The organism is Pseudomonas sp. PDM19, from assembly GCF_014852215.1.
Classification (GTDB): domain Bacteria; phylum Pseudomonadota; class Gammaproteobacteria; order Pseudomonadales; family Pseudomonadaceae; genus Pseudomonas.
Genome location: NZ_JACVBG010000002.1, coordinates 1,289,107 through 1,309,111 on the forward strand (window position 1 = coordinate 1,289,107; position 20,005 = coordinate 1,309,111).

The 20,005-nt window shown below is 65.9% G+C and carries 22 protein-coding genes; 13 read left to right on the top strand and 9 right to left on the bottom strand.

The window, feature by feature from the left end; genetic code table 11:
* Positions 1-223 precede the first annotated feature (223 nt).
* From IB273_RS14400 to IB273_RS14410, 3 genes are all read right to left on the bottom strand, one after another.
* Positions 224-634, bottom strand: coding sequence for a PA2817 family protein (locus tag IB273_RS14400; RefSeq protein ID WP_045208986.1), 411 nt, complete (start codon positions 632-634; stop codon positions 224-226).
* Positions 635-706: 72 nt separating this feature from the next.
* Positions 707-1,120, bottom strand: a complete 414-nt coding sequence (locus tag IB273_RS14405; protein WP_081518612.1) for a PA2816 family glutamine-rich protein — start codon at positions 1,118-1,120, stop codon at positions 707-709.
* Positions 1,121-1,236: 116 nt separating this feature from the next.
* A complete protein-coding gene (locus IB273_RS14410) occupies positions 1,237-3,672 on the bottom strand; it encodes an acyl-CoA dehydrogenase (protein WP_192224334.1) in 2,436 nt (811 codons plus the stop codon).
* A 246-nt stretch (positions 3,673-3,918) separates the two neighbouring features.
* On the opposite strand from IB273_RS14410, the gene IB273_RS14415 reads away from it, so the two are divergent.
* The 4 genes from IB273_RS14415 (at position 3,919) to IB273_RS14430 (ending at position 7,171) form a co-directional block, all read left to right on the top strand.
* Positions 3,919-4,578, top strand: coding sequence for a transglutaminase-like domain-containing protein (locus tag IB273_RS14415; protein ID WP_192224335.1), 660 nt, complete (start codon positions 3,919-3,921; stop codon positions 4,576-4,578).
* Positions 4,579-4,737: 159 nt separating this feature from the next.
* Positions 4,738-5,355, top strand: a complete 618-nt coding sequence (locus tag IB273_RS14420) for a glutathione S-transferase (protein WP_192224336.1) — start codon at positions 4,738-4,740, stop codon at positions 5,353-5,355.
* Positions 5,356-5,462: 107 nt separating this feature from the next.
* Positions 5,463-6,395, top strand: coding sequence for an ABC transporter ATP-binding protein (locus IB273_RS14425; protein ID WP_045208997.1), 933 nt, complete (start codon positions 5,463-5,465; stop codon positions 6,393-6,395).
* Entirely contained in the window at positions 6,392-7,171 is a 780-nt protein-coding gene (locus IB273_RS14430) for an ABC transporter permease (protein ID WP_081518608.1), read from the top strand. The genes IB273_RS14425 and IB273_RS14430 overlap by 4 nt, the downstream gene beginning before the upstream one ends.
* A 124-nt stretch (positions 7,172-7,295) precedes the next feature.
* Here IB273_RS14430 and IB273_RS14435 read toward each other — a convergent pair whose 3' ends face one another.
* Positions 7,296-8,624 (bottom strand): heavy metal sensor histidine kinase, encoded by a 1,329-nt coding sequence (locus IB273_RS14435; protein ID WP_192224337.1) that lies wholly within the window; start codon positions 8,622-8,624, stop codon positions 7,296-7,298.
* On the bottom strand, positions 8,621-9,301 hold the full coding sequence (locus tag IB273_RS14440; protein ID WP_081518606.1) for a heavy metal response regulator transcription factor: 681 nt from the start codon (positions 9,299-9,301) through the stop codon (positions 8,621-8,623). The genes IB273_RS14435 and IB273_RS14440 overlap by 4 nt, the downstream gene beginning before the upstream one ends.
* A 126-nt stretch (positions 9,302-9,427) precedes the next feature.
* Here IB273_RS14440 and IB273_RS31620 point away from each other — a divergent pair, with 126 nt between their 5' ends.
* From IB273_RS31620 to queF, 5 genes are all read left to right on the top strand, one after another.
* The gene (locus IB273_RS31620) at positions 9,428-9,559 is read left to right on the top strand and encodes a co-regulatory protein PtrA N-terminal domain-containing protein (protein ID WP_263866059.1); all 132 of its coding nucleotides are present in this window, start codon (positions 9,428-9,430) and stop codon (positions 9,557-9,559) included.
* Between the two features lie 171 nt (positions 9,560-9,730).
* Positions 9,731-10,282, top strand: a complete 552-nt coding sequence (locus tag IB273_RS14445; protein WP_192224338.1) for a plastocyanin/azurin family copper-binding protein — start codon at positions 9,731-9,733, stop codon at positions 10,280-10,282.
* A 14-nt stretch (positions 10,283-10,296) separates the two neighbouring features.
* Complete coding sequence (locus IB273_RS14450; protein WP_192224339.1) at positions 10,297-11,970, top strand: copper resistance system multicopper oxidase; 1,674 nt, start codon at positions 10,297-10,299, stop codon at positions 11,968-11,970.
* A gap of 9 nt (positions 11,971-11,979) precedes the next feature.
* Positions 11,980-12,687 (top strand): copper resistance protein B, encoded by a 708-nt coding sequence (locus IB273_RS14455; RefSeq protein ID WP_081518603.1) that lies wholly within the window; start codon positions 11,980-11,982, stop codon positions 12,685-12,687.
* 145 nt (positions 12,688-12,832) lie between these two features.
* Complete coding sequence (gene queF / locus IB273_RS14460) at positions 12,833-13,663, top strand: NADPH-dependent 7-cyano-7-deazaguanine reductase QueF (protein ID WP_081518602.1); 831 nt, start codon at positions 12,833-12,835, stop codon at positions 13,661-13,663.
* 83 nt (positions 13,664-13,746) lie between these two features.
* Here queF and IB273_RS14465 read toward each other — a convergent pair whose 3' ends face one another.
* The 3 genes from IB273_RS14465 to IB273_RS14475 all read right to left on the bottom strand — a co-directional run bounded on the left by IB273_RS14465 (position 13,747) and on the right by IB273_RS14475 (position 15,410).
* Positions 13,747-14,010 (bottom strand): DUF4404 family protein, encoded by a 264-nt coding sequence (locus IB273_RS14465; RefSeq protein ID WP_081518601.1) that lies wholly within the window; start codon positions 14,008-14,010, stop codon positions 13,747-13,749.
* A 78-nt stretch (positions 14,011-14,088) separates the two neighbouring features.
* On the bottom strand, positions 14,089-14,670 hold the full coding sequence (locus tag IB273_RS14470) for a phosphonate degradation HD-domain oxygenase (RefSeq protein WP_081518600.1): 582 nt from the start codon (positions 14,668-14,670) through the stop codon (positions 14,089-14,091).
* Positions 14,667-15,410, bottom strand: coding sequence for a phosphatase (locus IB273_RS14475; protein WP_081518599.1), 744 nt, complete (start codon positions 15,408-15,410; stop codon positions 14,667-14,669). The genes IB273_RS14470 and IB273_RS14475 overlap by 4 nt, the downstream gene beginning before the upstream one ends.
* A gap of 112 nt (positions 15,411-15,522) precedes the next feature.
* On the opposite strand from IB273_RS14475, the gene IB273_RS14480 reads away from it, so the two are divergent.
* The 4 genes from IB273_RS14480 (at position 15,523) to rssC (ending at position 18,958) form a co-directional block, all read left to right on the top strand.
* Positions 15,523-16,239, top strand: a complete 717-nt coding sequence (locus tag IB273_RS14480; protein ID WP_192224340.1) for a UTRA domain-containing protein — start codon at positions 15,523-15,525, stop codon at positions 16,237-16,239.
* Positions 16,240-16,408: 169 nt separating this feature from the next.
* Positions 16,409-17,113, top strand: a complete 705-nt coding sequence (locus tag IB273_RS14485) for a VacJ family lipoprotein (protein WP_081518597.1) — start codon at positions 16,409-16,411, stop codon at positions 17,111-17,113.
* Positions 17,114-17,294: 181 nt separating this feature from the next.
* Positions 17,295-18,479, top strand: a complete 1,185-nt coding sequence (gene rssB, locus IB273_RS14490) for a two-component system response regulator RssB (RefSeq protein ID WP_081518596.1) — start codon at positions 17,295-17,297, stop codon at positions 18,477-18,479.
* Entirely contained in the window at positions 18,476-18,958 is a 483-nt protein-coding gene (rssC, locus tag IB273_RS14495; protein WP_017517513.1) for an anti-sigma factor antagonist RssC, read from the top strand. Before rssB ends, rssC begins: the two co-directional genes overlap by 4 nt.
* A 74-nt stretch (positions 18,959-19,032) precedes the next feature.
* On the opposite strand, the gene tal is transcribed toward rssC, so the two are convergent.
* Positions 19,033-19,953, bottom strand: a complete 921-nt coding sequence (tal, locus tag IB273_RS14500) for a transaldolase (RefSeq protein ID WP_192224341.1) — start codon at positions 19,951-19,953, stop codon at positions 19,033-19,035.
* Between the last annotated feature and the right edge of the window lie 52 nt (positions 19,954-20,005).

Consider the following 20,005-nt stretch of genomic DNA (forward strand, 5'->3'; position numbering starts at 1 on the left):
CTATGGGGACGCCCCGGGGAATGCGCATCGGCCGATACTCCCAGGCGGACTGGGAGTTTCGGACTAGGCGGGCAGGGCAGCACAGGTGCTGCGCGGGTTGCAGGGCAGCGCTTGCCGACGAGAGGTAGAAGCGTCGAATTGATGCGGGAGACTGCGGCGAACAGCTGGTGATCGCCCATGAAAAAGCCCGCATCATGCGGGCTTCTCTGGTTCTGTTCGGTGCTTAGTGCTTGGGCGTGTCTTCCGGCAGCGCGAGCAGCTGCTTCTCGCGGTTCCAGTCGAAGGGTTCGCCGTTTTCTTCGGCTTCGAAGCGACGCTCGTCGAGCTGCTGGTACATCTGCAGTTCCTCGTCGGGCATGTAGTGCAGGCAGTCGCCGCCGAAGAACCACAGCAGGTCACGCGGGATCAGGTGGGCGATCTGCGGGTAGCGGTGGAAGATCTGGCTGATCAGGTCCTGGCCCAGGTACTGGGCGCCTTCCGGATCGCGCGGCAGTTCCACCAGCAGCTCGTCGAAGCGCTCGAGGAACAGGCCGTGGTTGTCCTCGGGAACCTGCTCGGCTTCGCCCAGGGCGCCAAGGATCATGCGCAGGTGGTTGAGCAGGGCGATGTGGTGGTCGAGATAGGCGCTGGCCATGGGATTCCTCTGGAGCTGTGTGCAAACGGCCGGGGAGTATATCGGGTTTCGCCGCCGCTGCCGCCGGGGCGATCAGCGGAGCGGGCGCATCTGGATCTGCCGGCGCTGGTTGTCGATCTGCTGGCGCTGCTGGTCGAGCATGCGCTGTTGCTGGCGCAGCTGGTCCTGCTGCAATTCGTTCTTCTGCCGCTGGATCATCTGGTCGCTCTGCCGGCGCTGTTCGTTCCAGCGCTGCTGGTTGTCCTGCTGGCGCTGCAAATCCTGCTGCTGGCGCTGCAGGCGCTGGTCCTCGTAGTTCAGGCGCTGGCTGTCGAGCTGGTTCTGCCGCAGTTGCTGCTGGCGGCGCAGGCTGTCCTGCTGTTGCTGGATCGGGTCGATGACCGGGCTGGGCGCGGGCGCCGGACGCGGGCGGCTGGGGTAGAGCCAAGGGTCAGCGTAAGCGCTGCCGGCCAGCAGTATGAGCAGCAGGAAGATGGATCGACGCATGTGCGGTTCTCCATGGGTTGATGCCTTAAGTGTGCACCCGATAGCACGGGCCGGCATTGCTGTGCGTCGGAGAAAAAAGAGGCGCCCGAAGGCGCCCCGTGCGTGAAAGTCGCAACTCAGTCGGCCTTGCCGGCCAGTTCTTCTTTAGAGAAGTCATCCACGTCGATCACGGCGCGACGGGCGCGTTCGGCGGCGTGCAGGGTCTCCGCTTCCGCGGCTTCCAGCACCCCGGCGTCGCGTGCGGCATCGATCGGCGACTGCCCCGGTTTGGGACTGACGCCGTGCTCCTTGAGCGCCTTGTGCAGCTTCTTCTGCAGGGGCGCCGCGGCAGCGAGCTGGTCGTAGGCGAAGGTGAGCTTGGCTACCGGATCATCTTCGCCAGTGGGCAGGTGCGCGCCGGCGAGGATCGCCTGTAGCGCCGGGTCGCTCAGCGGGCGGCCGAGGATGTGGGCGATCTCCGCATCCAGCGCGTCGCTCGGGCCACGGTGGCGACGGCCCAGCGGCAGCACCAGCACGCGCAGCAGGCAGGCGAAGGCGCGGTTGGGGAAGTTGTCGATCAGGTCGGCCAGCGCGACTTCGGCCTTCTCCAGGTTTTCCTCCATGGCCCAGTGCAGCAGCGGGTGCAGGTAGTCCGGGTTGTCCAGGTCGTGGTAGCGCTTGAGCGCGGCAGAGCCCAGGTAGAGGTGGCTCAGCGCATCGCCCAGCCGCGCGGACAGGCGCTCGCGGCGCTTCAGCTCGCCGCCGAGCATCATCATGCTGAAGTCTGCGAGCAGGGCGAAGGACGCGGCCAGCCGGTTCAGCGCACGGTAGTACGGGCGGCTGATACGGTCGCCCGGTACCTGGTCGAAGCTGCCGAAGCCCAGGCCCAGCAGCAGGCTGCTGGCGGCGTTGCTGACGGCGAAGCCGATGTGGTTGAGCAGCAGCTCGTCGAACTCGCGCTCGGCCTGGTCCTGGTCCTCGCGGCGGGCCAGTTCCATTTCCTTGAGCACGTACGGATGGCAGCGGATGGCGCCCTGGCCGAAGATCATCAGGTTGCGCGAGAGGATGTTGGCGCCCTCGACGGTGATGAAGATCGGCGCGGCTTGCCAGGAGCGGCCCAGGTAGTTGTTGGGGCCCATGATGATGCCCTTGCCGCCGTGGATGTCCATGGCGTGGGCGATGCACTCGCGGCCGCGTTCGGTGAGGTGGTACTTGAGGATGGCGGAGAGCACCGAGGGCTTCTCGCCCAGGTCCACCGCGTTGGCGGTGAGGATGCGCGCGCTGTCCATCATCCAGGCGTTGCCGCCGATGCGGGCGAGGGCTTCCTGGATGCCTTCGAAGGCCGACAGCGGCACGTTGAACTGCTCGCGCACCTGGGCATAGCGGCCGCTGACGTAGCTGCCGGCCTTGGCGGCGCTGGTGCCCACCGCCGGCAGGGAGATCGAGCGGCCCACCGACAGGCAGTTCATCAGCATCATCCAGCCTTTGCCGATCATTTCCTGGCCGCCGATGATGTACTCCAGCGGCACGAACACGTCCTTGCCGGAGTTGGGGCCGTTCATGAAAGCGGCGCCCAGCGGTACGTGGCGACGGCCGATCTGCACGCCGTCGGTGTCGGTGGGGATCAGCGCCAGGGTGATGCCCAGGTCTTCTTCCTCGCCCAGCAGGTGGTCCGGGTCATGGCACTTGAAGGCCAGGCCGAGGAGGGTGGCCACCGGGCCGAGGGTGATGTAGCGCTTCTCCCAGGTCAGGCGCAGGCCGATGACTTCCTCGCCTTCCCACTGGCCCTTGCAGACCACGCCGACGTCGGTCATGCCGCCGGCATCGGAGCCGGCCTGCGGGCTGGTCAGGGCGAAGCAGGGAATCTCGTCGCCAGTCGCCAGGCGCGGCAGGTAGCGCTGGCGCTGGGCGTCGGTGCCATAGTGCAGCAGCAGTTCGGCCGGGCCGAGGGAGTTGGGCACCATCACGGTGGAGGCGAGGTCGCCGCTGCGGGTGGCGAGCTTCATCACCACCTGGGAATGGGCGAAGGCGGAGAAACCCTTGCCGCCGTATTCCTTGGGAATGATCAGGCCGAAGAAGCCCTGGCTCTTGATGTAGGCCCAGGCTTCGGGCGGCAGGTCCATGGCCTTGCCGACCTCGTAGTCGTCGATCATCGCGCAGAGCTGCTCGGTGGGGCCATCGACGAAGGCCTGTTCCTCTTCGGTCAATTGCGCCCTGGGATAGCCCAGCAGGGTGTGCCAGTCCGGGCGGCCGCTGAACAGCTGGCCATCCCACCAGACGGTGCCGGCCTCGATGGCCTCGCGTTCGGTCTCGGACATCGGCGGCAGGGTCTTCTTGAACCAGGCGAACAGCCGCGAGGTGAACAGGCTGCGGCGCAGGTCGGTGGCCAGGATGGTCACCGCGACCACGGCCCAGAGCAGCCACAACAGCACCATCCAGCCATGGGCGTGGCTGAACAGGCTCATCAGTGCGAGGTACACGGCGACGATGCCGAGTGCCTTCAGGGGCGCAGCGCGGCGGTGCGCGAGCCAGGCGACGCCGAGGATCAGGACGAGTAACCAGACGAGCAGCATGCGGATTCCTCCATGACAGCCAACCCGGCGACCGCAGGCCGTAGTGGGCTTGGTGACGAGAGTGCGCGAGCACAGCGGCAGGTATTCCCGGTGGGAGCCCCTCCACCATGCACCGGAAGCTTAGCTGGGCGAATCGGACCGATGGCCGCATGGCCGGACAGCTTGGCCGGATCGCCTTGTCGGTCAGGAGCCTGCGCTGGTTAGACTGGGGCCGACATCAAGGATGAAAAGCCCGGAGACAGCGCCATGCAGCAATACCTCAAGCCCAGCCGCTTCGTTGATAGTGACCACCCCGGGGTAATCGAGTTCGCTCTAAATCACCGGGGCGACGGCGGTACTCCGCTGGAGCAGGCGGTGGCCCTGTATTACGCGGTGCGCGACCAGATTCGCTACAACCCCTACGTGTTCAGCCGCGACCCGCAGACGCTCAAGGCCAGCCATGCGCTTGGGGCCGGGCAGTCCTACTGCGTGCCCAAGGCTACGTTGCTGGCGGCCTGTGCCCGGCATTGCGGCATCCCCGCGCGCATCGGCCTGGCTGACGTGAAGAACCACCTGGCCACGCCGCGCCTGCTGGAACTGCTGCGCAGCGAAGTGTTCGCCATGCACGGCTACACCGAGCTGTTCCTCGAGGGCCGCTGGGTCAAGGCCACGCCGGCCTTCGACATCGGCCTGTGCGAAGCCTTCGGCGTGCTGCCGCTGGAGTTCGACGGGCGCAACGACAGCGTCTTCCACCCGTTCAACCGCGAAGGTGAACGGCACATGGAGTACCTGCGCGACCACGGCCAGTTCCCCGATGTGCCCGAGGAGTTCTTCTTCGGCTACCTCAGGCAGTGCTATCCGCACCTGTTCACCGGTGAGGATGCGCCGCTGGCCGGCGACATGCGCAGCGAGGCGGCAAGGCAGTAAAGCAATCGCCCATGAACGTAATCGCCATGAACGTAATCGATAGTAACCATCAGTACGTGTGTCTTTTTTCCTCGCGCCTTAGCCGGTAGGGTGCCGTCATCCGAAATCGCGTCCGTCGGGCGCGCGACCATCGAATGACGACAACAAGAGAGGCGCAGCATGCTCAAGATCTGGGGCCGGAAGAATTCCTCCAACGTGCGCAAGGCGCTCTGGTGCGCGGAAGAGGCCGGGCTGGCCTATGAACGGATCGACGCCGGCGGCGCTTTCGGCCTGGTCAACGACGAGCCCTACCGCTCGCTGAACCCCAACGGCGTGGTACCGACTCTGGACGACGATGGCTTCGTGCTCTGGGAGTCCAACACCATCGTCCGCTACCTTGCCGCGCGCTACGCCCCGGACCTGTACCCGCAGGACCTGCAGCAACGCGCCAGCGCCGAAAAGTGGATGGACTGGACCACCTCGTCCTTCGCTGCGCCGTTCCGCACCGTGTTCTGGGGTACCCTGCGCACCCCGCCGGAGCAGCGCGACGCCGTTGCCATCCAGGCCGCCATCGAGACCTGCGTGGGCCTGCTGGCGGTCCCCGAGGCGACGCTGGCGAAACAGCCGTACCTCACCGGCGAACAATTCGGCATGGGTGACATTCCGCTGGGCAGCTTCATCTATGCTTGGTTCGAAATGCCCATCGAGCGCCCGGCACAACCGCATCTCGAAGCCTGGTACGCGCGCCTGAAGGCCCGCCCGGCCTACCGTGCTGCAGTGATGACCGACCTGACCTGAATGCCTGCGCGTGCCCCGGAGGTTGCAATCCTCGCGGCGTACCCTTATCAAGCAGGCCTTTTTTCCAAAGACATGCGTCTTTCCACCGACTTGCAACGGGAAAACCCATGAGTTCCGCGCTGTCCATCCGTCAACTGACGAAGACCTACGGCAACGGCTTCCAGGCCCTCAAGGGCATCGATCTGGACGTCGCCGAGGGCGATTTCTTTGCCTTGCTGGGCCCCAACGGCGCCGGCAAATCGACCACCATCGGCATCCTCTCCACCCTGGTGAACAAGACCAGCGGCACGGTCAACGTGTTCGGCCATGACCTGGACAAGGACCCGTACGGCCTCAAGCGCTGCCTGGGCGTGGTGCCCCAGGAATTCAACTTCAACCAGTTCGAGAAGGTGTTCGACATCGTCGTCACCCAGGCCGGCTACTACGGCATCCCGATGAGCGTGGCCAAGGGCCGCGCCGAGAAGTACCTGACCCAGCTGGGCCTGTGGGACAAGCGTAATTCCGCTTCCCGCGAGCTCTCCGGCGGCATGAAGCGCCGCCTGATGATCGCCCGCGCGCTGGTGCACGAGCCGCGTCTGCTGATCCTCGACGAACCCACCGCCGGGGTGGACATCGAACTGCGCCGCTCGATGTGGAACTTCCTCACTGAGCTCAACCAGGAAGGCATCAGCATCATCCTCACCACGCACTACCTGGAGGAGGCCGAGCAGCTGTGCCGCAACATCGCGATCATCGACCACGGCACCATCGTGGAGAACACCAGCATGCGCAAGCTGCTGAACAAGCTGCATGTGGAGACCTTCTACCTCGATCTGCAAGGCACCCTGAGCGAGGCGCCGAAGCTGGATGGCTACCCGGTGCGGCTGGTGGATGACCACACGCTGGAGGTGCAGGTGGACAAGTCGCTGGGCATCAACGGGCTGTTCGTCCAGCTCAATGCCCAGGGCCTGCAGGTGCTGAGCCTGCGCAACAAGAGCAACCGCCTGGAGGAACTGTTCGTGTCGCTGGTGGAGAAGAATCTGTCGAAGGTGGCGGTATGAGTCACGAACTGCGCGCCAACTGGGTCGCCCTCAACACCATCGTCTACCGCGAAGTCCGCCGCTTCCTGCGCATCTGGCCGCAGACCCTGCTGCCGCCGGCGATCACCATGGTTCTGTACTTCGTCATCTTCGGCAACCTGATTGGCCGGCAGATCGGCGACATGGGTGGCTTCACCTACATGCAGTACATCGTGCCGGGGCTGATCATGATGTCGGTGATCACCAACTCCTACGGCAATGTGGTGTCGAGCTTCTTCGGCAGCAAGTTCCAGCGCAACATCGAGGAGCTGCTGGTCTCGCCGGTGTCGCCGCACACCATCCTCCTGGGCTTCGTCTGCGGCGGCGTGCTGCGCGGGCTGGCGGTGGGCGTGATCGTCACCATCCTGTCGCTGTTCTTCACCGACCTGCAGATCCACCACCTGGGCATCACCGTGCTGGTCGTGGTGCTGACCGCCGGAATCTTCTCCATGGGCGGCTTCGTCAACGCCGTGTTCGCGCGCAACTTCGACGACATCTCCATCGTCCCGACCTTCGTGCTGACACCGCTGACCTACCTGGGCGGGGTGTTCTACTCGATCACGCTGCTGCCGCCGTTCTGGCAGACCGTGTCGCTGGCCAACCCGATCCTGCACATGGTCAACGCGTTCCGCTACGGCATCCTCGGCGTGTCCGACATCCGCATCGGCACGGCGGTGGTCTTCATGCTGGTGGCGACCGTGCTGCTCTACATCTTCTGCGTGCGCCTGCTGGTGAGTGGGCGCGGCATGCGGCAGTGAGCAGCGTGTTGCGCAGATGAAAAAGGCCCCGGTTGGGGCCTTTTGATTTTCTGTTTTTCGTAGGGTGGACCTGTCAACGCCGGAATTTATGTTCGCGAGCAAGAACTGGGCGTCCCCCTCGCTCCTACGAAAAGCGTTTTTGTGGGAATTCGATGACGAAGCGTGTCCACCCCTGCGCCGACTCGCAGCGAATCTCCCCGCCATGGGCGCGGACGATGGAGCGGCAGATCGCCAGCCCCAACCCGGCATGTTCGCCCTGGCCTTCGCGGCGTGCCGGGTCGGCGCGGTAGAAACGGTCGAACAGGCGTGGCAGGCGCTCGGCAGGAATCTCCCGTCCCGGGTTCTCCACGCTCAGGCGGCCCGGCTCCAGGCGCACGCGAATCTGCCCGCCGTCCGGGGTGAAGCGCAGGGCGTTGTCCAGCAGGTTGGCCAGCACCCGGCGCAGCAGCGCACGGTCGCCCTGTACCGACAGCTCGCCGTCGCGCTCCAGGCGGATGGACTTCTCCTCGGCCAGCGGCCCGTAGAACTCCAGCAACTCGTCTACCTCACCGGCCAGCGCCAGCGGCTGGCTGCTGGGGCTGAGCAGGCCGTGGTCGGCCTTGGCCAGGAACAGCATGTCGTTGACCATCGCGGTGAGCCGTTCCAGCTCCTCCAGGTTGCCATGCAGCGCCTCGCGATAGTCCTCCAGGCTGCGCGTGCGCGACAGCACCACCTGGGTCTGGGTCAGTAGCCCGGTCAGCGGCGTGCGCAGCTCGTGGGCGATGTCGGCGGAGAACGCCGACAGGCGTTGGAAGGCCTCTTCCAGACGCGCCAGCATGGCGTTCAGCTCGCCCGCCAGGCCGCGCAGTTCCTGCGGCATCTGCCCGGCGTCCAGGCGGGTGGTCAGCGAGTGCGCGCTGACCTGCGCCGCCACCTCGCTCATGCGTCGCAACGGGCGCAGGCTGGCACGGGCGGCCCAGGCGCCGAGCAGGGCGGTCGCCAGGGCGGAGAGGCCCATGGTCATCCAGATCAGCCGTTGCATGCGCTGCAGGAAGTGCTGGTGGTGGGTGATGTCGAGGATCAGCGTCAGCTGCGCGCCGTCGCGCTGCTCGGCGTCCAGCGGGGCCTGCAGTTCGCGGAAGGACTGCTCCTCGCCGGTGGCCATGTTCATCGCCGGGCGTTGCTCGAACCAGGTGGCGCCGTCCGCGCCCTGCAGGCGCAGGCCGAGGTCGGGGTGGCGACGCAGTTCGCGGCGCAGTTCGGCGGTGTGCGGTGCCAGCTGCTGCGGGCCGCCAACATCGCCCAGTACGTCGCGGAAGATCGCCAGCTTGCCGGCCATCAACTGGTGGTCGAGTTCGATGAAGTGGGCTTCGCTGGCGCGGCTGAAGATGATCCCGGCCAGCAGCGACACGGCAGCGGTACAGGCGGCGAACAGCAGGCTCAGGCGCAGACCGAGGGACAGGCGCGCACTCATGCTTCGCGCTCTTCCAGCACGTAGCCCATGCCGCGCACGGTGTGGATCAGGCGCTGCGGGAAGTCGTCGTCGACCTTGGCGCGCAGGCGGCGGATGGCGACTTCGATGACGTTGGTGTCGCTATCGAAATTCATGTCCCACACCTGGGAGGCGATCAGCGACTTGGGCAGCACCTCGCCGCTGCGGCGCAGCAGCAACTCCAGCAGGGCAAACTCCTTGGCGGTCAGGTCGATGCGCTTGCCGGCGCGCTGCACGCGGCGGCGCAGCAGGTCCAGTTCGAGGTCGGCCAGTTGCAGGGTGGTTTCCTGGATCTGCTGGCCGCCACGGCGCAGCAGCGTGCGCACGCGGGCCAGCAGCTCGACGAAGGCGAAGGGCTTCACCAGGTAGTCGTCGGCGCCCAGTTCCAGGCCGCGCACGCGGTCTTCCACGGCATCGCGGGCGGTGAGGAACAGCACGGGCACGGCGCTGCCGGTCTGGCGCAGCGCCTGGAGGATCTGCCAGCCGTCGCGGCCGGGCAGCATCACATCGAGGATCAGCAGGTCATGCTCGCCAGCCAGGGCCAGTTGCAGGCCTTCGTCGCCGTCGGCGGTCAGGTCGACGGCGAAGCCGGCCTCGCTCAGGCCCTGCTGCAGGTACTGGCCGATGCGCGGTTCGTCTTCGACGATGAGAAGTTTCATCCGGGTATCCCTTGTGGCGCTCGGGGCGCAGCTGTCATCAGGGTAATGGGGCGGTCAGCGAACTGACAGTGTCGGCGTTGCAGACTGGCGCTGTGTTCATTTTCCAGCGCCATCGAGGAGCCCGCCATGCACCTGATCATCTCCACGCTGTTTGCCGTGCTGTTCTTCCCCGCCACGCCAGCCTGGGCTGACGGGGGAGGGGATATCACCTTCCAGCGTATGCAGGAGCAGGCCGCGACGGTGCGCCAGGCCTGCTGAATCCGATTCATCGTGCTGCCCCTTGCCCGCCCTCTGGCGGGCTTTTTTTCGCCCTCTTTATACCTCGCGCCAGGCAGGCGAGCGCCAAGCTGACAGAGTTGTAATCTTCCCGACAGCTAGTCCTCAGCCGCAGACAGCGAGCATGGCCACAGACCCTGAAGGAGAGTCGCCATGTCCCTGCGTCATCTGCTCCAAGCTTCCATCCTCGGCCTCGCCGCCGCCATCAGCCTGCCGGTCCTGGCCGATGCCGGGCACGCCTACGACTTCGGCCAGCCGGCCAAGGCCACCCAGGCCACCCGCACCGTGCAGATCAAGCTGGGCGAGATGTTCTTCGAGCCCGAAAGCATCGACGTGAAGCCGGGCGAGACTGTGCGCTTCGTCATCCACAACACCGGCAGCCTGATGCACGAATTCAACCTGGGCAGCGCGGCCATGCACGCCGGCCACCAGAAGGAAATGCAGCAGATGATGGATTCCGGGATGCTCACCCCCACCGGCATGCAGCACGACATGAGCCGGATGGACCACAGCAAGATGGGCCATGGCGATAAGCCGATGGGCCAGATGATGAAGCACGACGACCCCAACAGCGTGCTGGTGGAGCCGGGCAAGACCGCCGAGCTGACCTGGACCTTCAGCAAGGCCACCAGCCTGGAGTTCGCCTGCAACATTCCGGGGCACTACCAGGCCGGCATGGTCGGCAAACTGACCGTCAGGCCCTGAGCGGGAGCGCCGTGATGATCCGCGCACGGGAATGGGCTCTGGGGGCGCTGCTGCTGGCACCGTTGGCGGTGCATGCGGGCGTGTATGACCTGACGATTGGCAAGGGCGAGCTGAAGCTGTCCGACGGCGCCCGCGAGGCGCTCACGGTGAATAGCCGCACGCCTGCGCCGGAGCTGCGCTTCAAGGAGGGCGAGGACGTCGAGCTGCGCGTCACCAACACCCTCGAGCGCGACACCTCGCTGCACTGGCACGGGCTGATCCTGCCCTACACCCAGGATGGCGTGCCGGGCATCAGCTTCCCCGGCATCAAGCCTGGCGAGACCTTCACCTACCGCTTCACGGTGAAACAGTCCGGCACCTACTGGTACCACGCCCACAGCGACTTCCAGGAGATCGAGGGACTCTACGGCCCGCTGGTGATCGAGCCGAAGGCGCGCGAGCCATACCGCTACGACCGCGAGTACACCCTGCTGCTGGCCGACTGGCACGACACTCGCCCGGAAACCGTGTTCGCCAACCTGAAGAAACAGAGCGACTACTACAACCGTAACCAGCGCACCCTCGGCGACTTCATCGCCGACTCCAGCGCCAAGGGCTTCATGGCGACCCTGCGCGACCGTCTGGACTGGGGTGGCATGCGCATGACGCCGACGGACATCGCCGACATTGCCGGCTTCCGCTTCCTGGTCAATGGCCAGGACAGCGAGCAGAACTGGACCGGCCTGTTCAAGCCCGGCGAACGGGTGCGGCTGCGCATCATCAACGGCTCGGGCATGAGCTACTTCGACCTGCGCATTCCCGGCCTGAAGATGACCGTGGTGCAGGCCGACGGCAACGACGTGCAGCCGGTGACGGTGGACGAACTGCGCATCGCCGTGGCCGAGACCTACGATGTGATAGTCCAGCCGCAGGAGGATCGCGCCTACACCTTCTTCGCCGAGGCCATGGACCGCAGCGGCTACGCCCGCGCCACCCTGACCCCGCGCGCCGGGTTGCAGGCCGAGGTGCCGGCGCTGCGCGAGCGGCCACTGCTGACCATGGCCGACATGGGCATGAGCCACGAGGGCATGGACCATGGCGGGATGGCGATGGCTGGCCCTGAGGCCGCGGATATGTCCGGCATGGATCATTCCAGCATGGCCGGCATGGACCACTCGCAGATGACGGGCATGGATCACTCGGCCATGGCCGCGCCGAAGTCCGACTACGCATCGGGCAGCGGGCTGACGCCGCAGCCGGCCGAGCCGGGCAATCGTCTGCTGGTCTATGCGGACCTCAAGGCCATGCGCCCCTATGCCGACTACCGGGCGCCGGACCGCACCATCGAGTTCCGCCTGACCGGCAACATGGAGCGCTACTTCTGGTCCATCGACGGCAAGAAGTACTCCGAGGCCGAGCCGATCCGCCTGACCTACGGCGAGCGGGTGCGCATCCGCTTCGTCAACGACACCATGATGACTCACCCCATGCACCTGCACGGCATGTGGATGCAACTGGACAAGGGCAACGGTCGCTTCAACCCGCTCAAGCACGTGGTCAGCGTGGCGCCGGGCAGCACCCTGGACGTCGACGTGCCCGCCGATGCGCTGGGCGAATGGGCCTTCCACTGCCACCTGATCTACCACATGGCCGCCGGCATGATGCGCAAGGTCATAGTCGAGCCGGCTCCCGCCAGCGCCAGCCTCTGAGGAACCGCCATGAAACGCATAGCAACGGTGGCCTGCGCGGCGACCCTGGGCCTGGCCTTGCCCGCCGAAAGTGCCGAGATGGACGACATGCCCATGGGCTCGCTGCTGATCCAGCGCCTGGAAAGCCGCTTCCACGGCAACGACCAGGCGCTGGGCTGGGAAGCCCAGGGCTGGTACGGCACCGATTACCAGAAGCTGCGCCTGAAACTGGAAGGCGAGCGCGACGCCGGCGGCCCGACCACCGACAACGAAGTGCAGCTGCTCTACCAGCGCATGGTCGCGGACTTCTGGGACTGGCAGGTGGGCGTGCGCCACGACGACCAGCCGGGACCGTCGCGCAGTTATGCGGTACTGGGTATCCAGGGCCTGGCGCCGCAGTGGTTCGAGGTGGACGCCAACCTGTTCCTCAGCGAGCGTGGGGATCCATCCCTGCGCCTGGAAACCGAGTACGAACTGCTGCTGACCCAGCGGCTGATCCTCGAACCCTCGCTGGAATACAACCTGGCGCTGGCCGATGACCGCGACATCGGCGTGGGCGCCGGTGGCAGCGAACTGGAGGCTGGCCTGCGCCTGCGCTACGAAGTGCGCCGGGAGTTCGCGCCGTACTTCGGCTACGTCTGGAGCAAGACCTACGGCCGCAGCGGCGACCTCGCCCGCGCGGAGGGCGAGGACGACGAGGAGGGGTACTGGGTCGCCGGTGTGCGCATGTGGTTCTGATTGGCTCTACGCCATCCTACAAAGGCATACGCCTTACACGCCTAAGTGCCCGGTTTGTCCGCCGCCTGCTGAAAGGGCCGGCGGATTTGTATACACTCGCCGCCTCGCGCCACCACCCGCATCGCCGATCCAGCAGGTCATCCCCATGCAGCATCCCGCCGAACACTCGCCCCTGGGCAAATCCAGCGAATACGTCTCCACCTACGCGCCGGAGCTGCTGTTCCCGATCTCCCGCACCACCAAGTGGGCGGAGCTGGGCCTGACCGCTCAGACCCTGCCGTACCAGGGCGTGGACCTGTGGAATTGCTACGAGTTGTCCTGGCTCACCGCATCGGGCAAGCCGGTGGTGGCCATCGGCGAATTCGCGATTCCGGCGCAGTCGCCGAACATCATCGAGTCCAAGTCCTTCAAGCTTTACCTCAACTCGCTGAACCAGACCGCCTTCGACAACGCCGAGGCCGTGCGGGCGGTGATGGAGCGCGACCTGTCCGCTGCTGCTGGCGCACCGGTGGGCGTGCGTGTGCGTGGGTTGGACGAAGTGGCGGGCGAGGGCGTGGCCGTCATCGAGGGCACCTGTGTCGACGACCTGGACATCGCGGTGGCGAGCTATGACCACCCGCGCCCGGAGCTGCTGCGCTGCGATGACACCCGCCGTGTCGACGAAGTGCTCTACAGCCACCTGCTCAAATCCAACTGCCCGGTCACCGGTCAGCCGGACTGGGGCACGTTGGTCGTGGAATACAGCGGTCCGGTGCTGGATGCCGCGAGCCTGCTGGCCTATGTCGTGTCCTTCCGCCAGCACCAGGACTTCCACGAGCAGTGCGTCGAGCGCATCTACCTCGACCTGCAGCGCCTGCTGCAACCGACCCGCCTGACCGTCTATGCGCGCTACGTGCGTCGTGGCGGGCTGGACATCAACCCCTATCGCAGCAGCGAAGCGGTGCAGCCGGACAATCGCCGGCTGGTGCGCCAGTAACGCTCGGCGCGCCTGTAAAACGCGGATACGAAAAACCCGGCCTTGGCCGGGTTTTTCACGTCGGGAGCGTCTGTCAGGGGCAATCAGATCCCCATGTTCGCCAGGCTCTGCACGATGGAGCGCAGCGTGCCGGCCAGCGTCGGATGGCTCGCCTCGAAGCGCTCCACGGCCAGGTTGACGTTGTCCATCAGGGTCTCGTCGGCCAGCGCCTCTTCGTTGGCCAGCTGCATCTCGATGTCCTTGATCAGGGCTTGCAGTGATTCGCGCTCTTCCGCGTTCAGCGGCGGCTGACGTTCCAGCTGGTCGCGCAGGGCCTGGAGTTCTTCCTGGAGGCGTTGTGTCGGCATGGTGGTGTCCTTCTGCGGTACGTACCCAAAGATGGACCTCGCCCGGCGGGGAAAAGGTCCATCGCCATGCCTTTGAGCTTAACTCGCCGCGCGCACCCTTGCCTGATGCCGATCAATTCGCAGGAGTCGTTCGAGCAGTGGGAAGAAGTGCTCCAGCTCCGGTGTGCGCATGGCCGGGTCCTTGCCCAGGTCATCCAGCCGGCGCAGGGTCAGCGCGTCCTGGGAGAAAGGCGCGTTGAGGAAGGCGCTGGAGCCGCGCTCATCGAACGGTCCACCCTGCAGCGCCAGGCTCTGCCGCGAAGCCCAGGACAGGCCGGCGTGGTAGGCCGGGTCGACCGCGCAGAGGTAGCGCTTGGCGGCCACGTGCAGGCGAATCGGCTGCCAGACGGATTCGGGCAGCAGTTCGCGCAGCAGTTGGGCGCCGAACTCCTCGTGGCGCTGGTCCTGTTCGTCGATCAACTGCGGGTCTTCATAGAGGTGGCCGATGTCGTGGAGCAGGGCGGCGATCACCAGGCTGTCGGAGCAACCGGCGCGCTCGGCCAGGGTGGCGCACTGGAGTGCGTGCTCGGCCTGGCTGACAGCTTCGCCATAAGGCTCGGCGCCGTGGCTGGCGAAGCGCTCGGCCAGCTCGTCGAGGAAACGGTGGCGTTCGTGCTTCATGGCTTTTCTCCTTTCAGGCGGCGGCCGGCGATGTCCTGCAGGCAGGAATCCAGCTCGCCCAGGTGATCGATGACCGAATGCACACCGAGGCGGTACAGGCCTAGCGTTGCCTGCGCGCGCAGGCGGTCGCGGTCGAGGTTGCCGAGGGCGTCCCAGTCCCCCGGTGCGTGGCCGCAAAGAGGCCCGCTGGCGGCCAGGCCTATGGTCCACAGGCCGGCGTTGAGGCCCGCCTGGAGCAGGCGCGGCTGGCCGCTGACCAGCACGCAGCCGTCCAGGTGCGGGCTGTCCAGCTGCATCAGTGCCTGCCAGCAGGAGTCCGGTGCGGGCCATTGGCGCCCGGCGATGTCCAGGCCGGTGGCGAGGCGATCGTCCAGGGCAGCGGCCAGGTGCAGCGTGGTGGCGTTGGGCAGCTCATCGAGCCAGGCGCAGGGCACGCCGCGCTGGTGCAACGTCTGCAGGGCGTCCAGGGCGCCGGGAGTGGCCTCGGCGTGGGCCTGGGCGGCGTCGTCCAGGGCGGCCTGGAAGCGGTTGCGCTCCTGCGGCTCGGCGCAGCGGCCCAGGGCAAGGTCCAGCGCATCCTGCGGGGGCAGGGCGAGGGCACTGGTCAGGCGCTCCGGCGGACAATCGGGGCAGGTGCGTTGCAGGGCAACCGGCAGCGTCCTTGCGCCGAAGTCCACCAGGTCGCCCGACAGTCCGAACAGCAGGGAGGTGAAGCGCGGAAGGTCGGCGGTCGCAGGCATGGTGGGCTTTTCTGATAATTGGTCTAGGCCAGACTAGCGGGCCAATGTGACGGTCCGATGAAGTCCGGCGCCATGTCGCTATAATCGCCGCGCCTTTTTGCGGAAGACGCCCATGCCGGTCGAACCCACGCCTCATTACCTGCGCATCCGTGACCAGCTGGCGCAGGACATCGCCAATGCCACCCTGAGCCAGCGCCTGCCCGCCGAGCGCGAGTTGGCCGAGCGCTTCGGCTGCACCCGCGTGACCCTGCGCGAGGCGCTGCAGCAACTGGAGACCGAGGGCGTGCTGTACCGCGAGAACCGCCGCGGCTGGTTCGTCTCGCCGCCGCGCATCCGCTACAACCCGACTCGCACCACGGGCTTCATGGACTACGTCGAGGCCCAGGGCCGCGTACCGCGCACCGAGGTCCTGGCCGCCGAGCGCCGCGCCGCCGGGCCGGCCCTGGCGCGCCGCATGGGGCTGGACGAAGAGGCCGAGGTATTCCACATACTGCGCCGCCGCTGGGTTGACGAGCGGCCGGTGATGCTCGAGGAAATCACCCTGGACGCCAGCTGGTGCCCCGGCCTGCTCGATCACGGGCTGGATACCTCGCTCACCCGCGTGCTGCGCGAGGAGCTGGGGTTGAGCCTGTCGCGCTCCGAGCTGGCCATGCACTCCACGGCGCTGGTGGAGGCGCGGGCGACGCCGCTGCAATTGACGCCGGGCTCGCCGGGGCTCTACGTGGAGCGCGCCAGCTATGTCGAGGGCGGCCGGCTGGTGGAGTGGGACCAGGAGTTCTGGCGTTCCGATGCGCTGGAAATTGTCATCGACGCACGGTATCCCGACTGAAGTGGCACTATGCTTTCAACTGCAAGCAAGCGAAACGGCAGCCCACGCCCCTGAATCGAAATCCTGCGAGTTCGGTCCGGGTCTGCAAAACCGTTGCGCCTCTATATAATCTGCCCGCATAGCGGGGCCGCCATGGCTGGCCCGATTCACATTCACTGGAGAATTCCCGATGCGCCCACTAGGCGTCCAATGGACGAAACGCTGCTTCAGCCTGCTCGCCGCCGCCGGCCTGGCCACCATTCCCTTCCTGGCGCAGGCCGCCAGCGAAGACGACCCGTGGGAAAGCATCAACCGTCCGATCTTCACCTTCAACGACACCCTGGACACCTACGCCCTCAAGCCGCTGGCCCAGGGTTACCAGTACGTCACCCCGAACGTCGTGCAGGATGGCGTGCACAACTTCTTCGGCAACATCGGTGACGTGAAGAACCTGGTCAACGACCTGCTGCAGTTGAAGTTCCGCGATGCCGGCGTCGACACCAGCCGCCTGCTGTTCAACACCACCTTCGGCCTGGCCGGCTTCATCGACGTGGCCACCCACATGGGCCTGCGCCGCAACGACGAAGACTTCGGCCAGACCCTCGGCCATTACGGCGTGGGCAGCGGCCCCTACGTGATGCTGCCGTTGCTGGGCCCGAGCACGCTGCGCGATGCGCCTTCGCTGATCCCGGACTCCTACACCGGACCTTATCCGTACATCGACAACGTGCCGGTTCGTAACAGCATGCGTGCCGTGGACGTGGTCGATACCCGTGCCGACCTGCTCAAGTCCGAGAAGCTGATCAGCGGCGACAAGTACACCTTCATCCGCAACGCCTACCTGCAGAACCGCGAGTTCAAGGTCAAGGACGGCGAGGTCGAAGACGACTTCTGATCGGCCTTGCGCGCAGGTCCCTCCTGTCCTCCAGCCCGCGCCATTCGTGGTGCGGGCGGCGCCTGCTTGAACCCTTGAGCGGATGGGAGTAGTGTCTGCGCCTTGTCGCGACCGACCCGCGCCGCTGTTCCCTAGAATGAGCGCCAAACCACAACCCCGGCGCCGTTTGCCTGGATGACCCATGCACAAAGCCAGTGCCTCGCTGCTGATTATCGATGACGACGACGTCGTCCGCGAAAGCCTCGCCGCCTACCTGGAAGACAGCGGGTTCAAGGTCACACAGGCCACCAACGGCCTGGAAGGCCTGAAAGTCTTCGAACACGAACTCCCCGATCTGGTGATCTGCGATCTGCGCATGCCGCAGATGGACGGCCTCGAGCTGATCCGTCGTGTCAGCGAGATGGCGGTGGAAACCCCGGTGATCGTGCTGTCCGGTGCCGGCGTCATGAGCGACGCCGTCGAGGCCCTGCGCCTGGGCGCCGCCGACTACCTGATCAAGCCGCTGGAAGACCTCGCCGTCCTGGAGCACTCGGTTCGCCGTGCCCTGGATCGCGCCTACCTGCGCTCGGAAAACCGCCGCTACCGCGAAAAGCTGGAAACAGCCAACCGTGAGCTGCAGGCCAGCCTGAACCTGCTCCAGGAAGACCAGAACGCCGGTCGCCAGGTGCAGATGAACATGCTGCCGGAGACGCCGTGGGAATCCGAGGGCCTGGCCTTCTCCCACCAGATCATCCCGTCGCTGTATCTGTCGGGCGATTTCGTCGACTACTTCCGCGTGGACGCCCGTCGCATCGGCTTCTACCTGGCCGACGTTTCCGGCCATGGTGCTTCGTCGGCCTTCGTCACCGTGCTGCTGAAATTCATGACCACGCGGCTGCTCTACGAGTCCAAGCGCAACGACATGTTGCCCGAGTTCAAGCCGTCGGACGTTCTCGGCCATATCAACCGCGGGTTGATCAACTGCAACCTGGGCAAGCACGTGACCATGCTGGGTGGCGTGATCGACCTGGATACCGACCGTCTGACCTACAGCATCGGCGGTCACCTGCCGCTGCCTGTGCTTTATGTCGACGGCGAAGCCCGCTACCTGGAAGGCCGTGGCCTGCCGGTGGGGCTGTTCGACGAAGCGACTTACGAGGATCATGTCCTCGATCTACCCAAGTCCTTCAGCCTTTCCCTGTTCTCGGACGGCATTCTCGACGTCCTTCCGGGAGCTACGCTGAAGGAAAAGGAGACGGCCCTGCCCGAGCAGGTCGTCGCCGCCGGCGGAACCCTCGATGGCCTGCGTCAAGTCTTCGGACTGGCCAAGTTGTCCGAGATGCCGGATGATATTGCCTTGCTGGTGTTGAGCAGGAACCTTGCATGAGTACCGGTAAAATCCAGTTCGCCGAGCAGGATGGCTCATTTGTCCTGAAGTTTGTGGGCGAAGTCCGACTGACCCTGTGTTCGGCGCTGGATGCCACCATTGAAAAAATCTTCGCCGCGTTGAATTTCTCGGCGATCATCATCGATCTCACGGAAACCCAGAGCATCGACAGCACCACGCTGGGCCTCCTGGCGAAGCTGTCCATTCTCTCGCGGCAGAAGGTCGGTCTGTTGCCCACGCTGGTCACCACCAACGCGGACATCACCCGGTTGCTGCAATCGATGGGCTTCGATCAGGTGTTCAACATCGTCGATCGCCCGATTCCGTGCTCGGATTGCCTGACCGATCTGCCTCCCCAGGACCAGTCCGAGGAGGTGGTGCGCGGCAAGGTGCTCGAAGCCCACCGTATCCTGATGGGCCTGAACGAGACCAACCGCGAGGCCTTCCATGATCTGGTGAGCGCACTCGAGCGCCACTGATTCGATGAGCTCCAATGCAAACCGGCGCCCTGGGGCGCCGGTTTGTTTTTGCTCGTCTACAGCATTTGCCGCGATCAGCGGCCGGCGAGCAGTGCCTCGAGCTTCTCCTGGTCGCGGGCGAACAGGCGGATGCCTTCGGCGAGCTTCTCGGTGCCCATGGCGTCTTCGTTCATCTGCCAGCGGAAGGCACTCTCGTCCAGCACCTGGCGGGCTTCGCCTCCGCCCGGCTGCAGAGCGCGCGGCAGTTCGCCTTCGGCGTCGGCCAACTGTTGCAGCAGGTCCGGGCTGATGGTCAGGCGGTCGCAGCCGGCGAGCTGCTCGATCTGTCCGAGGTTGCGGAAGCTGGCGCCCATCACCACGGTCTCGTAACCGTTGGCCTTGTAGTAGCGATAGATGCGCGAGACCGACTGCACGCCTGGATCTTCCGCGCCCACGTAGTCGCGGTTGTTGGCCTTCTTGTACCAGTCATAGATGCGCCCGACGAAGGGCGAGATCAGGAATACGCCGGCGTCGGCGCAGGCCGCAGCCTGGGCGAAGGAGAACAGCAGGGTCAGGTTGGTCTGGATGCCTTCGCGCTCCAGCTGCTCGGCGGCGCGGATGCCTTCCCAGGTGGAGGCGATCTTGATCAGCACGCGGTCGCGGCCGATGCCCTGCTGGTCGTACAGCTCGATCAGGCGATGGGCGCGCTGCAGCGTGGCTTCGGTATCGAAGGACAGGCGGGCGTCCACTTCGGTGGAGATGCGCCCCGGAATCACGCCCAGGATGTCCTTGCCCACGGCGACGGCGAAGCGGTCGCAGGCCAGGCCAGCGTCACCCTGCGCGCCTTCGGTGGCGCGAGCCAGGTGCTCGGTGTAGCGGGGCAGGGCGGCGGCCTTCAGCAGTAGCGACGGGTTAGTGGTGGCATCCACCGGCTTCAGGCGGCCAATGGCGTCGAAATCGCCGGTATCGGCGACAACCGTGGTGTACTGTTTGAGTTGTTCCAGCTTGGAGGTCATGGCGCGTCTTCCGTAGAGAGTGCATCGACCTTACCCGAGGCCGATGCGCCAC